7 protein-coding genes are annotated in these 15,373 nt (G+C 56.4%); 3 read left to right on the top strand and 4 right to left on the bottom strand.

All coding sequences use genetic code 11. From position 1 onward, the window contains the following. The first annotated feature begins 25 nt into the window (after positions 1-25). Positions 26-4,903, top strand: coding sequence for an ankyrin repeat domain-containing protein (locus OJB03_RS12995; RefSeq protein WP_263788141.1), 4,878 nt, complete (start codon positions 26-28; stop codon positions 4,901-4,903). Positions 4,904-5,310: 407 nt separating this feature from the next. Beyond that, on the top strand, positions 5,311-5,445 hold the full coding sequence (locus OJB03_RS12990) for a hypothetical protein (protein WP_263788139.1): 135 nt from the start codon (positions 5,311-5,313) through the stop codon (positions 5,443-5,445). Positions 5,446-5,751: 306 nt separating this feature from the next. Here the strand turns inward: OJB03_RS12990 and OJB03_RS12985 are convergent, their stop codons facing one another. From OJB03_RS12985 to OJB03_RS12970, 4 genes are all read right to left on the bottom strand, one after another. After that, entirely contained in the window at positions 5,752-10,008 is a 4,257-nt protein-coding gene (locus tag OJB03_RS12985; protein WP_263788136.1) for a HEAT repeat domain-containing protein, read from the bottom strand. A gap of 35 nt (positions 10,009-10,043) precedes the next feature. After that, positions 10,044-10,895, bottom strand: coding sequence for an RNA polymerase sigma factor (locus OJB03_RS12980; protein ID WP_263788135.1), 852 nt, complete (start codon positions 10,893-10,895; stop codon positions 10,044-10,046). A gap of 109 nt (positions 10,896-11,004) precedes the next feature. Next, positions 11,005-11,961, bottom strand: a complete 957-nt coding sequence (locus OJB03_RS12975; RefSeq protein WP_263788133.1) for a hypothetical protein — start codon at positions 11,959-11,961, stop codon at positions 11,005-11,007. Positions 11,962-12,461: 500 nt separating this feature from the next. Further along, positions 12,462-13,193: an outer membrane beta-barrel protein gene (locus OJB03_RS12970; protein WP_263788131.1), complete on the bottom strand. Its 732-nt coding sequence runs from the start codon at positions 13,191-13,193 to the stop codon at positions 12,462-12,464. A gap of 1,039 nt (positions 13,194-14,232) precedes the next feature. Here OJB03_RS12970 and OJB03_RS12965 point away from each other — a divergent pair. Beyond that, the gene (locus OJB03_RS12965) at positions 14,233-15,345 is read left to right on the top strand and encodes a hypothetical protein (protein ID WP_263788129.1); all 1,113 of its coding nucleotides are present in this window, start codon (positions 14,233-14,235) and stop codon (positions 15,343-15,345) included. Positions 15,346-15,373 lie beyond the last annotated feature (28 nt).

Here is a 15,373-nt window from a genome sequence, read left to right as displayed (position 1 = left end):
CTTGTGCTCTTCTTGCGGAACCGAAGTGACCTATGAATTCGAGTCCCTCGTTCGTTTCGTCAACGATGGCGGGAGAAGCCTGACCTGCCCCGACTGCAGAATGAGCTTCACGATACGAATAACTTCGTCGAATTCGACCAACAGGGCTCCCAAGGAGGTGGCACCCCAGCAGGTGGACGAAGCCTTGAAGCAGCGAATGATACGAGCTCTGAAGGAAGAGAATCTTCAGTTCATAGAGGGATCCCTTCGGAAGAAAAATACCAGGACGAGGGGAGTTCTGAAAAGGAAGGTCAGAAGTTTGAGCAACGAACAACAAGGCACGCTGCTGCGACAGACAGCTAAAGAGTCGCTCCCCGAGGTCGCACAAGTCTTGTTGGAGGCTGGAGCCAACCCAGAAGCTACTGACAACTGCGGTGACACCCCATTACATCACGCGATCTTCTGTGCTTCCCCGCAGGTGGCAGAAATCCTACTGGAAACCGGAGGAGTCAGCCCAGCAGACTTCAATTCTCGCGATAGCATACCACTGCATGATGCGGCTTTCCACGGTGCCACCGATATAGTGGAGCTATTTCTTGAGTATGGGGCTATCCCGGTGATAACTGATGCAAATGGTAAAACGCCTCTTCATCATGCAGTACAAAACGGCTCTCTGGAAGTGGCAAAGGTTCTTCTCGAGGCTGAGCAGACCGGTGAGTTTTATCCGTCTCTGCTGGATGCCGGTGACAAAAATGGCAGCGCACCGTTGCACTGTGCGATCGTTGGTAACTTTCCGAAGGTGACGAAGCTCTTGGTGGAGGATGGGGCTGACCCGGATAACACTGACGACTACGGCAGAACGCCACTGCACCTGGCGGCATGGGTAGGCTTACCAGAGGCGGCGGAGGTCCTGCTGGAAGCTGGAGCCGATCCGGATGACACTGATGACTCCGGCAGAACGCCGCTGGACCTGGCAGCCCAATGGGACTCTCCAGAGGTAGCAGAGGTTCTATTGAAGCCTGGGGTTGACGCACCTGCTAAATACGGCCACAAGCCGCTGCGCCTTGCGGCACGGGAGGATTCTCCAGAGGCAGCAGAGGTCCTGCTGGAGGCCGGGACTGACCCGAATACCACCACCCGCCACCGCGGCAGAACGCCGCTGCACAATGCAGCAGAGGAGGACTCTCCGGGGGCAGCGGAGGTCCTGATGGAGGCTGAGGCTGACCCGGATGCCACCGGTCACCGCAGCAGAACGCCGCTGCACCGTGCAGCAGGGGAGGATTCTCCAGAGGCAGCGGAGGTCCTGGTGGAGGCCGGGGCTGACATAGGTGCCACCGACGACTTCGGCAGAACGCCGCTGCACCGTGCAGCAGAGGAGGATTCTCCAGAGGTAGCGGAGGTCCTGGTGGAGGCCGGGGCTGACATAGGTGCCACCGGTCACCGTAGCAGAACGCCGCTGCACCTCGCGGCAAAGAAGGATTCTCCGGAGGCAGCGGAGGTCCTGGTGGAGGCCGGGGCTGACATAGGTGCCACCGACGACTTCGGCAGAACGCCGCTGTACTGTGCAGCAGAGGAGGATTCTCCAGAGGCAGCGGAGGTCCTACTGGAGGCTGGGGCTGACATAGGTGCCACCGATAACTCCGGCAGAACGCCGCTGTACTGTGCAGCAGAGGAGGATTCTCCAGAGGTAGCAGAGGTCTTGCAGGAAGCCAGAGCTAATTCAGACGGTGTCAGGGACGATGGAGCAACACTGCTGTATCGCGCGGCTGGCGCCAGTCTTTTGGAGGTGCTAGAAGTTCTGCTGGAGCATGGGGCTGACGTGGATGCCACCAATGAATATGGCGAAACGCCGCTGCACCGTGCAGCAGAGGAGGATTCTCCGAGGGCAGCGGAGGTCCTGCTGGAGGCTGGGGCTGACATAGGTGCCACCAGTCACCGCGGCAGAACGCCGCTGCACCGTGCAGCAGGGGAGAATTCTCCGGAGGCAGCGGAGGTCCTGGTGGAGGCCGGGGCTGACATAGGTGCCACCGACACCTTCGGCAGAATGCCACTGCACCGTGCAGCAGAAGAGGACTCTCCAGAGGCAGCGGAGGTCCTGCTGGAGGCTGGGGCTGACGTAGGTGCCACCGACGAATTCGGCACGCCGCTGTACGATGCAGCAACGGAGGGCTCACCGGAAGTGGCCCGCATTCTATTAGAGGCAGGGGCTGACGCAGACGCCACTGGCGGAAACCCCAGGATGACGCCATTACATGGCGCAGCTGCTCTTGGTTCTCTGGAGGTGGCGGAGATCCTGATAGAGGCTGGGGCTGACATAGGTGCCACCAGTCACCGCGGCAGAACGCCACTGGACAGTGCAGCTGCTTTTGGTTCTCCAGAGGTAGCGGAGATCCTGCTAAAGGCCAGGGCCGACGCGGATGCCACCGGCTACTGTGACAGAACGCTGCTGCTCCCTGCATTGAGTTACGACTCTCCAGAAGTGCTAGAAGTTCTGCTGGAGCATGGGGCTGACGTGGATGCCACCAATGAATATGGCGAAACGCCGCTGCACTGTGCAGCAGAGGAGGATTCTCCGAGGGCAGCGGAGGTCCTGCTGGAGCGTGGGGCCGACATGGGTGCCAACAATGAATATGGCGAAACGCCGCTGCACCGTGCAGCAGAGGAGGATTCTCCGGAGGCAGCGGAGGTCCTGCTGGAGGCTGGGGCTGACACGAGTGCCACCGATGACCACGGCAGAACGCCACTGCACCGTGCAGCAGGGGCGGATTCTCCGGAGGCAGCGGAGGTCCTGCTGGAGGCTGGGGCTGACCCGGATGCCACCGATGATCACGGCGAAACACCACTCCACTACGTGACTACTGGTGGTTTCTCAGAGGTAGCGAAGGTTCTGCTGGAGGGTGGGGCCGATGCAGATGCCGCTGACCTTCACGGCGAGATGCTGCTTCATCGTGCAGCACGAGAGGGCTCTCTGAAGTTGGCTCGCACTCTACTGGGGGCTGAGGCTAGCACGAGTGCTACCGACGGCGACGGTCGAGTGCCACTGCACCACGCAGCTGCCAGCAGCTCTTTGAAGGAGGCAAAGGCCCCGTTGAAGGCTGAAAACGACGGACTTTCATTCAACGACCTTTTCGGTGCTCCGGCGTTGGGTGAAAGAAGTATAGTCCACGGCTCCCCGAGGGTAGTGGAGGTTCTGCTAGAGGCTGGTGCCGTCTCGGAGGCTACCGATTGCAGCGGCCGCACGCCGCTGCACTACGCAGCTGCCGATGGCTCACTGGAAGCAGTAGAGGTTCTGCTGGAGGCTGGGGCCGACATGAGCGTTACCGACGACCTCAGCAAAACGCCACTGCACTATGCAGGTTATGAGAACTCTCCAAAGGTAGCTGAAGCTCTGCTGGAAGCTGGGGCCGACACAGGTGCCACCGACGACTTTGGCAAAACATCGCTACACCACGCAGTATGGGATGGGTCTCCGGAGGTGACAGCAGTCCTGTTACGAGATGGGGCCGGTGTAAGTGACACCGATGACGATGGTCGAGCGCCATTGCACTATGCGGCCGCTACCAGTTCTCCAGAGGTAGCAGAGGCCCTGCCGGAGGCCGAAGCTAATATGGGTGCCACCAAAGCTCTCGGTGGAACGACGCCACCACATAAAACCTATACGGGCTCTCTGGAAGCGATGGAGGTCCTGTTAAAGACTGAGCCCTCCCTGGAGGCCACCGATAATGATGGCCACACGCCACTGCACTATGCGGCAGCTAGCAGTTCCCCAGAAACAGCTGAGGCCCTGCTAGAAGCTGGGGCTGACTTAGGCACCATCAATTGCTGTGGCCGAACACCGCTGCACTACGCGGCTGTTAGTGGTTCCCCGGAGGCGACGGAGGTTCTGCTGGAGTCCGGGGCTGACTTGAGCGCTACCGATGACAATGGCCACACGCCACTCCACTACGCGGCTGCCAGCGACTCTCCAGAGGTGGTAGAGGTCCTGCTGGAGGCTGGGGCTGACATAAGCGCTGTCGACGTAGTTTCTTGCTCGGCACCGCTTCACCACGCGGCCGCTAACGGTTCCACGGAGGTAACAAGGGCCCTCCTCAAGGCTGGGGCTGATGCGAGCGCTTTCGGTGGATTCGGCGCTACGCCCTTGCATATTGCAGCCCATGGTGGCTTCACAGATATGATAGAAATCTTACTGGAGGCTGGGGCTGACACAAATGCCACCAACTATCCTGACGAGACACCGCTGCACACTGCAGCACGGGAAGGTTTTCCAGAGATAGCGGAGGTTTTACTGGAAGCTGGTACCGACCCAGGTGCCACCGATGATCACGGTAAAACACCGCTACACCATGCAGCAAAGGAAGACTTACCAGAAGTGGCTCGCATTCTATTAGCGGCTGGGACTGACTTAGGCGCCACCTGTGACAATGGTCACACGCCACTTCACCACGCGGCTGCCAGCGACTCTCCAGAGGTAGCAGAGGTCCTGCTGGAAGCTGGGGCTGATACGGGTACCATCAATGAAGATCAGATGGTGACACCGCTGCACGATGCAGCAAGGGAAAACTTGCCAGAAGTGGCCCACATCCTATTGGAGGCCGGAGCTGACCCGAACGCTGGCCACTACTACACCGGTAGCACGCCGCTGCACTATGCAGCAACGGAGGGCTCACCGGAAGTGGCCCGCATTCTATTAGAGGCGGGGGCTGACGCAGACGCCACCGGCGGACAACTCAGAACAACGCCGTTACATGGCGCAGCTGCTTTTGGTTCTCTGGAGGTGGCGGAGATCCTGATAGAGGCCGGGGCTGACACGGGTGCCACCGGAGCCAATGGTAAAACTCCGATTCAGATAGCGGCCGACAGGGACTCTCGAGAGGTGATGAATATTCTGTCGGAGGCTGGAGAAAGCCTGCGTCAACCAGGGTAGAACACTGCTGCGTCGCGCAGCTGCCAGCGGTTCCCCTCAGGTGGCGAAAGCTCTGCCAGAAGCTGATGCGGATGTGAATCCAGTGCACTTGCGTGTTACGCTCCTGGGTGTGGCCACCAACAGCTCCGAAGTAAGGTGCCTGCTCCAGCTGTGTGGAGGGAGGAGCAGCCAAGCGCATGAGGACCCAGAGTAGACATCGAAACGAAGTCAGTCTCGCTCCTTTCTGAATGGCTTTTGCCAGGTGCATTTCGGTCACCGAAGCCGAAAGGATCAGGTGTTGTACCAGGCTTTAGAGGCCATCCTCCGTAGGTGAGTTTGATCTGGCCGGATGATTTCGAAGGATGTCCAGGAAGAGGCAATTCAAACCCACTCCGGGGTTGACCCATCGCCTTGTCATCGGGATCCGCATGGAGATCCATGAAAAGCAGCTCACTCACTGGTCGCTTGACCTGGACGCTGCCCCAAACTTCCATGCACAGGTCTGCGTGAAGAGTGGGCTGGCGCAAGCCCAGTCGAAGACCTCCAAGCAGTGGTTCTACTGAAAGAGCCCGGAGAAGGAATTACGCCACCTCGTGCGTTTTCCGTACTGGGCAAAGCCAGACGGATTCATCTGACGATTCCCCTGATGCTGGTGACTTTCGTTACCATTGCCATGAATGGTGGATCGGTGGCATGTAGCGTCTGTCTGCCGCTAAACTACTTGTCTTATGCTTATGTCAACGGCACGGGCCCTTTTCAGAAATCTGACCGGACATATTTTTCATGCCTCCTGTGGCTTTAGTGCCCGTGAGCACATGTGGCGCACAAACTGGACTCTGACGTGTGCCCGAGCTTCCGCAATACGCATGCTACGCGTTGGTGTCTTTCTTATCGAGTAGATCGCTGATGCCTTTCTTCATCGCCCTCGTATTCAGATCCTTGAGTTGCTGAAGTACTTGTGCTGATATCCGTCGAACCTTTCGATCTTTGTCTCCAAGCCGATCAGTGAGGGCCATCACCGTTTCCGAATTGGAAGCTCCAGTCTCACCAAGCGCCTGCGCTGCAGTCCTCCGGACCATTGCGTCTTCAGCTCCGAGACACTCGACGAGAGCTTCTACTGTATCATGTCCGGCTTCCTCGAAGGCATGTGTAGTAACCTCTTTCGTATCTGAACCCTTGTCTGCAAGTACACCGACAAGTCTTTCCACCTCGCCACCCTTCAAAAGTGCCTTCGCCCCCGCCTTCTGCAATTCCACGTTCTCAGCTTCAACACAGTTGGCGAGAAACTCTGCTGCTTTGGAGTTGCAGACTTTGGTCTCCATTGCCCTAGAGTCAGAAATGGCAATCTTCCCAAGTGCCCGTGCTACAGCCTCTCGCACCCCTTCGCTCTCGTCCCTGAGACGACTGATGAGAAACTTCAACGCTTTGGTGTGTGAGATTCCGGTCTTCCCGAGTGCCTGTGCAGCGGCCTTCCGTACCTCTGTGTTCTTGTCCCCAATTCGTCTGGCAATCACTGCTTCTGTTCTTGGATCGGAATCCTCGGTTTCTCCAAGCACGCGCACCACAGCTTCTCGCACACCTGCGGGTTTGTCTGCAAGCTCACCAGCGAGAACCTTTCTTCCTTCCGTCCCGCTCTTCACGAGAGCTCTTGCCGCAGCCTCCCGTGTATTCGCTTTCTCGTCTTCAAGCCAGCCAGTAAGAATTTTTACCGCTGAGGGGTGGGAGACCTTAGACTTTCCGAGGGTTCGTGACGCAGCTCGCTGCACGTCAGTATTCTCGTCTTCGAGACGTGCTTCGAGACGGGGAACGAGATCCCCTTGAACCCCTGGGTCAAAGCTTTCGAGTCGTTTGAGGGCCCGTGCCGCAGCAGCTCTCACATTTGCGTTCTCTTGGTCTGTCAGTTGTTCAATCAGCAGTTTCTCTCTCTCAGTGTCAAGCTCCTTCAATGCCCACTCAGCTATCTCCATTGCGCTGCACTCCCCTTTTTCCAGCCACTCCGCAAGGCTGATAACCTGAGTATTGATCAACTCCGTCTCCGCGCTGTTTTCCCTATTCGTCTTCTGTGCACTCACATTTTTGTCTCCGGAAGCGCCGGCAACGTCTCCCGAGTTCTCACGGTAGTGTGCTTCAGCCCCCTTCAGCACTAATCTTGCTGCCTCTTCTGCATCTGATCCTTCTCTCTCAAGATGGTTGGCAAAGTTCTCCACAACTTCCGGAGTGGGAGCTGCGATTTTGACAAGACCCCACGCGGCTGCCTTTCGCACATCTAAACTCTGATCGCCGAGTCGATTCACGAGTGCTCGGGTTACGTCTTCTTGGGTATGGGTTGCAACTCTTCCTAACTCCTTCGCTGCCTCAAGGCGAAGGTCTTCACACCTGTCCGTGAGCAGATCAACAAGGATCCCTGCGGAGAACCCCCTCTCTGAGAGCTGCTCCGTGAGAGTTTTCTCTACCACTTCTGGTTCAGTCTTTCTAATGGCCTTCAGAGACTCAAAAGCTGCCTCCTGCACACTTTCCTCTTCGTCGTCAGTTTTTCTTACGAGGCTACATACTACCTCAGGGTCAGGAATTTTGATTTCTCCCAGTGCTCTGGCCACCGCCGCGCGCACGCCTTCCTCACCATCCTCCATCTGATCGGTGAGCAATTCCAGGAGTGGGTCCGTGTTTTCAAGCGTCTCAGCCAAGAATATCGCCTGGGCTTGATTAGAACTGGCCAGATTCACGTAATCACTGACCTTATACGTATGCTCATTTTCGTATTCTATTTTTTTATAATCTATTTTACTACTAAATTTTTTATTTTCTTCTTCCATTAAGTATGTTACCCATCTAGAAGATAAGTATTCGTACAAATTTTTGTGTATAAATTTGTAGGTTTTGTTTCTTCTTGGAGAACCGTTACTTTTGGAGGTTGACCTGTACAACAAGCCAATTTTGGAAACATATTCTCTTTGTATTGTTTTTATTTTTTCTTTGTCCGGCGCTTTGGGGTTCAACCTACGGTATCCAAACGCAATCGCATCGCGCAGACTCGTCTGGGTGAACTCCAACTTTTCCTGCGCTCTCAGGGAAAATGCCATTGCGCTGAGTTCATTAAGTCGATTAAGCCTCTCGGAACTGTCGAGGCCTTTTCTCCGCAACATTTCGACTAGAATTTCCTCACATGCGTTCGCGCTGCTTTGGAAGCCTGAAGACCCCTCTTCATAAATTCCGCAGAGGAAAGAGAGCAGAAGAGGGACCTCCGTCATCCCCTGAAGGCAATAAGTGTTATCGAGCTCAGACAAGAACTCCTCAGTCCTGCTTCCCTGGAAATACCTCTCAGTAAATTTTTTAACCTGGTCCCTACCGAACGGCTGAAGTTCCAGTTCGCGCTCAGTCCTGTTCTGGTTGATTACGTGCGACAGGGCATCATCATACGGAGTGGTCCGAGAGGTAAGAAGGAGACGAGAATTTGGGTTGGTTCTCATAAAATCGGCGACCTCGTCTTCGATGTCACTCCTCTGACGATGCGATACCTCGTCGAGAGCGTCGAGGAAAATCCAGACTCTGTCCTTACCAATTCCCTCTCTCACAAGGTCAACGAGTGACTCGGAGGGAGGCCGCCCTGAAGAATCATTCTCTCCTAAAGGTGAGATTTCCTTATTGGAAAACTGCCTTATCACGGCCTCTCGGAGCGAGCAGCTCTCTTCAGCAACAAGTTCTGCCACGTCGACGAGCTCTAGGAAAATTGGAATCCTGACCTCATCCAGCTGGGGAGTTTCGTCCAGATGGCCACGTTCCTTCTTCGCTAGTGCCCTTGCTTCTCCCCTAAGAAGCCACGTCTTTCCCATCCCGGGATTCCCAAGGACAACTCCTCGCTCAAGTTCACTTTTGAAAACGATGTCGCCTGGGTCGAGCCCCCCATCGTCCTCATGCGGCGCTGGCTCCTCGGCCGCTTCCTTCGAAAAGGACTTAATTCGGGCCTGAACCCGAACACGCGACATCTCTTGGTCCATGTACTCGATAGTCTCGTCTGCCTTCTCCTCGACGTGCTTGAGGTACCTCCGCAGTTCAGCAAGCCGATTAGTAGCGTGGCCCCAAGCGTCCTCGAGAGTCCGGGCAGAAAGAATCTCCAAACCAGTCTGCTCCTCGATTTCCTTCTCCTGCTTTTCAGAGATTAAGAACCGATCAACTTTTCCAAAAAGTCCCTCCGCCTTCTTTTGGAGACGTCCCACCGGATAGCACTTACCGAGTGTAGAGTCACCCTCGCTGTCCAGGGCGAACGAGATGGCTATCTCCTCCGGGCGTCTCCCCTCTGTCACCAGACTTTTGAGGCTGAGATGCAGGGCCCCACCCACTGACTTTCCGCTCAATATATTTACCTTCTCCCATTCTCCTCCCCCCTGAGGCTTGATTCGGACATAGACGTCGGAAGTCAGGCAAGGCCTTAGATCTTCGACCAGCCTCTGCGCAGAATCAAACGCAGAGCGAAAATCGTCCTCCATACGTAGAAAGGCCTGCTCGGGGTGAAGAAGGACCTCGCCGTCTCCTCTACCAGAATCCTGGACGTGGACCTCTGCGACACGTACCTCCGGATCCGACCCATCTAGAACCAGAGGAAAAAGCGCAGACGCATCCGCACTACCGCTGCTTTCGACAGACCGGTTCTTTGCTAAACTTTGCGCTGGATTCAGAAATCGGGCCAGGGCCCTGAAGAAAGAACTACCAAACGGGGGGCCCTCCTTCCACAATCCCTCCGACACATCGCCGGATATGATCTCCAAAACCCCATCGAGATCGCCTTCTCCTTTGCACCGAGCCTTCGTGATGCGGAGATGAGCCCACACCATGAAGAGTTGGTGCTTTGAAGTACCTGGCAGATTGGGTAGCTTCTGGAGGGTATTCTCCTTGTCATCCTTGTCCCAGGTCTCGATCAGCTTGTCCCAAGGCTTGATCAGCTGCTTTCCATGTTTGCACCACCGCCTGTCCCTGATGTGTGCCCTGCACGCCTCCACCAGGCGGTCCCCGAACATCTTTTCTTGGCACCAGCTGTCAAGTGCTTTGAGTCTACCAAAACCTCCTTTCGCATCCTCCTCCCATCCGTCTCGAAGTCTTCGGAAGGAGCAGTTGCTGTGATCAACAGACATACTGGTCTTGTTGGCAGCTACGTTAGCAAAATACGTCAATTTTCTTCCAGCTTCACCTCAATCGCCCGCATCTTCAGGGAGGCGCCTCCAGGAGCTTCCAAAGAGCCAATCATTTCGCCTCCTCCGTAGATTCCCTCACTGAATTTTTCGAGGTGTACATCTCCCTCATAGAAGACCGTGTTGTCCTCACCCACAATTTGGTAGCCAAGGCTTACGGCTTCCAGATCCTCTCCGTGAACCTCAAAAATGCTTCGCCACTGACCCGTAGCCTCACGGATCAACGTTACGTGGTTCTGGTGTTCTATGCTTATTTCGAAACTTCGCTCTTCCCTCTCTCTTCCCGACCCGCTGGAAGCGGCCATGGCTCGTGTTGGCCCAAATCCCTCAACCAGAGCCGTCCCTGTGCCGATCAGTTGATCGGCTGTGGCGTCAAGTTCGTCGGCAACCCGCTTCCAAAGTTCCTCCATAGGCTCAGAAATCTGCTCTATAATGGGCCTTTTCTCCTTCTCGAGTGCCTTGCTGAAACCTTCCTGAAACTGCTTAGAATTGCTCTGCTGCCGTAGGTACACGCCAGCGAGTCTGAGCATGTCACGGAGGTCCTTGCGGCCTGTCTCCTGCCCGAATTCAGTTTTGAGAAGCTGCTCTCGGGCCTCTTTCTGCAGCTTGCGAACATCCTCCTCGCTTATGCCCATGGTTGACGCGATGGTCGCATCGTCCCTGCCCTCGAAAAGAGACATCTCTAGCGCGAAGGCTGGCTCCTCCGCCACCTCAAGCAGAGCTTCTTGCAGCGCAGGCACGATCGTCTGTTCTACCGCATCTGCCGCTTCAGAGAGAAATGCGGCTGCCTGACCTGCGCTCGCGCTGGGGCGTTGTTCTGGTTCATTCATGGCATCTCAGGTAGGTTCGATGAGAAAAAGAACGTGTTTTCCCTTTCTGCCCAGTGAAGAAGGCAAAACTTGAAAGACAGAGAGAGTGCCCAAACATGGCCAGCGCCTTTCATCCGGCTTCGTTCATGTAGTCGGCAGCTTCCTCTTGGCACTGCTGCTCGACCTTGTCTTTGCACTTATCCTTGAACCTGCGAGCCCAGTCGTACTCCGCCCTCTTATACTTCTCCCAGGATTCGTAGTCCTCCCGCTCGTTGTCACTGAGGTCGCGGCCGAGTTTCCAATAATCAAGACCCTGGAAGAAGCGTCGCAAGATCAGAGACCGGTAGCGACCCGAGAGATCTTGTACGCAGTCCCAGAGCCTTGCTTTCCCAGGGTGGTCCACGAATCTCGTCAGATCGACATCCTCTTGTCTCATGATCTCTCCACAGCGGAGGAGACAGCTCTCCATGTCGGGGTTCTTTTCCTGAACGTCTCTCCAGGCCTCCGAATCATCTGAGAAGAATGCTTCCAGGGCGCTTCTGCAGGCTTCACCGAGTTGACCGATGACAGAGCCCGCAAGACTACCTATGTCAGCGTGGTGATTTTCGACTCTGGGCCTTCGACCATCCTGTACATCCTTTCTTTTATCCTTTGCCGACACAGGATCTTCGTGCGGTTTTTCCAGCTCTTCGAGCTTCTCCTTCTCCTCCTTGATTTCGCTCTGTATTTTTCGAACGAATCCAAATATTTTGGAGGACATCCATTCCCCGAAAGGCCTGTCGTCCTCCAGAAAGGTGCAGATCCTTCTCCCACCCTTGTGTTTGCCCTTCTGAGGTACCTCCAGTAGATACTTCGTGGCTTCAAGCTTTAGAGACTCAGGCTCGCCGTACCCCAGGTTTTCGGAGGCACGGTCCCACAGATCTCCTCCCCAGTACTCTAGCTTTCTGAGCCCGATTCGGAAACGCTCAGGATGGCTCTTGATCAGGGCAGAGACTTTTCTCTTGTTTTCTTCCTCACTGAGATCGCCCCGGCATATTTCTCGGACGATCTGCTCGCTACCTTTCGCTTTAGACTGCGTCTTCGGCATGGTTGAGATTAATTGCTGTGTCGTGCCTAGAGTGATGTTTTTCTAGGACTCTCTTCGCTTTCGAGAAAATAAGGAGTTGATACATCTTTTTACTTTGAATATTTTTGAACAACATCGAGGATAAAAAGGCTTCGGCGGGCGCGAAAAGAAACGCGTTCGGATGTCAGTCTCTCGCCGTTTTACGCAATTTCGGTGGGGCAGGTCTCATGTGCCGAAGCAGGTTTCCCTGGCCACGTGAGCATGACCGATCTTCCACTCTTTGTCTCGCGGCCTCATGAGATAGAACAGAAGCAACCGAACCGCGCCGGTTAGGATGTAAGCCTGAGAAGACTTCCCTTCCGCCTTTCCTCCGGGCCCCTGCCGTGCTGCCGGTGGTTACCGAATTGCCGGTAGTCACCGGACTGCCGGCGGCAGGGCTGGCCCGGAAGGAATAGGTCGGCAGAAGCCCCTCGGCAAGAGACCTTCTCTCATGAAATCTCTCGCGGGGTCTTCGAGGCTTTCTAGAATTCGAAGTAGAGCCCAATTTCCGGCTGGAGAACAGACGTGTTGGTCGAGACTGTCGAGACTCCTCCATCGGCGACCGCAACGCCCTGGGCAACTGGCACCTCTGCCTCGCTGCCGTAAAGGTAGTAGAACGAGCCGGTCAGGCCCAGAATGCCAAGCGGCTTGACGCGGGCCAGTCGGAGGTCTACTCCTACACCTGCGCCTGCGCTGAACGCGACGGACGTCTCATCGACGTCCTGCGGAGCCTCCACTGTCGTCCCGAAGTCGGTATACGTCGTGCTAGTGCTGAGGACGTTCGCCCCGACTAGCCCTTCGACGAACGGCCGAAACCGCCCACCTGCAGGTTGATACCGCGCTGAGATGTGCGGCTGGTAGAGGCTGCTGGTTGTCTCGAAGGTTCCGTCCACAAAGCCGACGGTGACGGTGCGCTCCTCGGACCCGTACTGCCCGATGTCGAAGTCTAGGCCCAGGTACAGAGGAAGCGATCCAGCCTTCACCCCGAGGTAGAGATTAACGCCCTGGGAGGTGCGGTCCAGCACGTCGCCGAAGTCCCCGGTTGGGATGGCCGCGGAGTAGGTGAGTCCTCCCTGTCTGATGACAGGAGCTTCCGCGCCCGACTGGCTTTGCCCGAGTGACGCTCTTGGGGCCGTCCCGACCATCAGAAGAACCATGAAAAGCCCAGTGATCTTGGCCGGGGAGATATCGATGTTTGAAGCTACCTTGTGCATAGGAGTATGCCTTGCTGTGTGGTTAGAAAAGAGCGTATCTTCTGAGAAAGAGCATGTCCTCCGCCCGGCGGGGACTTGTCTCCTTCGCCGGGCTGGCTTCCCGAGAAGCCTGGCTTTTTGAAAAGCCTAGTTCTCTGGAGGACCGGCCCTTTCCTTCGTGTTCATTAGGGCTGTGAGGAGCCGTGATGTGAGAAGCCCCGGACCGATTACCCTTTTCTTCACAATGTCGAGCTCTCAGACCCTTGGACCATGGGAAAATCTCAGTAGAGGTCGTCCTGCAAGAGATCTTGCACCAGGGAAGTCTCACGCTGCAGAGGCCGCGTGCCGCAGAGCCCGAACGCTCCAGACAACGTGAGCGCATACGCACCGCTACCTGTATGTGCGCACCGCCGCTGCAGGGGTACAGCTGCAGGGATATAACTGTGCAGGAGCACACTCGGCCCGCATCCTGCCCGGTCGCCCTGGTCTTTTCTTTCCCTCTTCCGCGAGAGAATCCCTAGCTAAGGAGAACCTCAATCTGATCCTTAAGGCGCCTTTCTCGCCGCTTCGTGTTCTCTGTCGCGCTCTGCCCCGGTGCCGTCTTGGCCTGAGGCATCTGTGCGCATCGGGTGTGAGTCAGATATAGGGCAGCGCACTACCTTAACCCTCAATTCATACTTCGGGGCTCACATTGCCGCCCGTTCTTGCCCTAATGCAATCCCAAGAGGGAAGAAGACTTATCGGCTCCTGATCACACGGCCAGAAGGCGTTTCTGCCAGATTTCCTGAAGCAGGCTGCCCACTTACAAACAAAGTGGGCTGCACGCTGGCCAGTGGTGGCCCGAGCCGGAGATGCGATGCCGGGCATGCGTGCTCGACAACGCGTCACTCGATGATACATCACAAAGCACACAGCAGGACACGCAATTATGCCTAAATTTTATCACTCATCCTCATGGTGGTCGCTCCTTCCCGGCCGCTTCGTGTACGACCGAAGAACCGTTGGCAACGCTGGAGAGCGGGATGGCAGCGCCTCCCCACCCATTCCGCAGGACGGTGGAATGTCCCCATTTCTTCAGGAAATGTGGCGTACTGCCCAGGGAAACGCGGAAGAACTGGCGGAGGAATGGGCCGGGAAAGACAAGCAACTGAAGCAGGAGTGGCGTTCGGCCCTCAAAGAACGGCACCGGGCCGAAAGGAGCTTACAGGAGGCTAAGGAAGAGCTCAGGCGGACGCGCAGCCGGTACGAGGAGAAGCACGAAGAGCCCGTACCGGAGACGTTGCCCAGCAGGGGATGGTACATCTTCCTGCTTGTCGTCTGGTTTTTCGCCGAGCTTCCTGTCAATGGATATGCGTTCCAGCTCTTCGGCGAAAGCCTTGTTTTCTCTGTAGTCGGAGCGGCCCTTGTTGCGCTGGTACTTCTTCCCTCCGCGCATTATCTCGGGAAGCTCGTGCGCAACACCTCATCCTGGACTTGGAAGGAGAAGGCCTTCGCGGGAACGCTGACCAGCATGCCACTCGCGGTCATCGCAGCAATTTCCTGGATGCGCGGAGCATACGCACAGTATCTACGCGAGGAGGGATTTTCACCGGGCCTTCGGTACTTGGGTGATGACACTGCATTTTGGGTCCTCGCGGCAATCAACGCCGCTCTCTTCGTGGCCGCTACGTACCTTTCCTACCGGAAGCATCCAAAGTGGCTCTGGGATTTGCGGCAGGCCCGGGCAGGCCTCCGAGAAGCGCGCGAGCGGTACCAGGATGCTGGAGACCGATGCGCTGAAACCGCGACTACGCGCCAACACGCCTTTGAGGAAACTCGCGCCCGGTTCCAGAGCCTGCAGGAGACGTTCCGATCCCTGGTGGAGCGCTACCGCGACTGCAATCTACAAGCCCGTTCAAGCAAGCGCTCGAGAGCGGGTGGCCAGAGCAAAGATCAGATCCAGAGTAGCCGGGAAGAGAAGCCTAACCTACCACCGCGAGGCTCTGATCTTGCCCTAAAGACACCAGAGGAACTGGAGGAAATCGATTGGTCAGTCGCTGACGGGCTCTCGGCTGATGACACGCTCGTTCCGAGCGATGCCTCTGTTCCAGGCAATGCCTCAAAGCCCGCCAGGGCAAACGCCCACGGCTCCGGAGGAGAGACGGACGGCCCAGTCGAGGTCACCCCCAAATGAGCCTACGTCCGGGTGAGCTCCAGGTGAG

The sequence above is a fragment of the Salinibacter grassmerensis genome (assembly GCF_947077765.1).
Taxonomy (GTDB): Bacteria; Bacteroidota; Rhodothermia; order Rhodothermales; family Salinibacteraceae; genus Salinibacter; species Salinibacter grassmerensis.
This window is presented reverse-complemented; position numbering and strand designations above follow the sequence as displayed.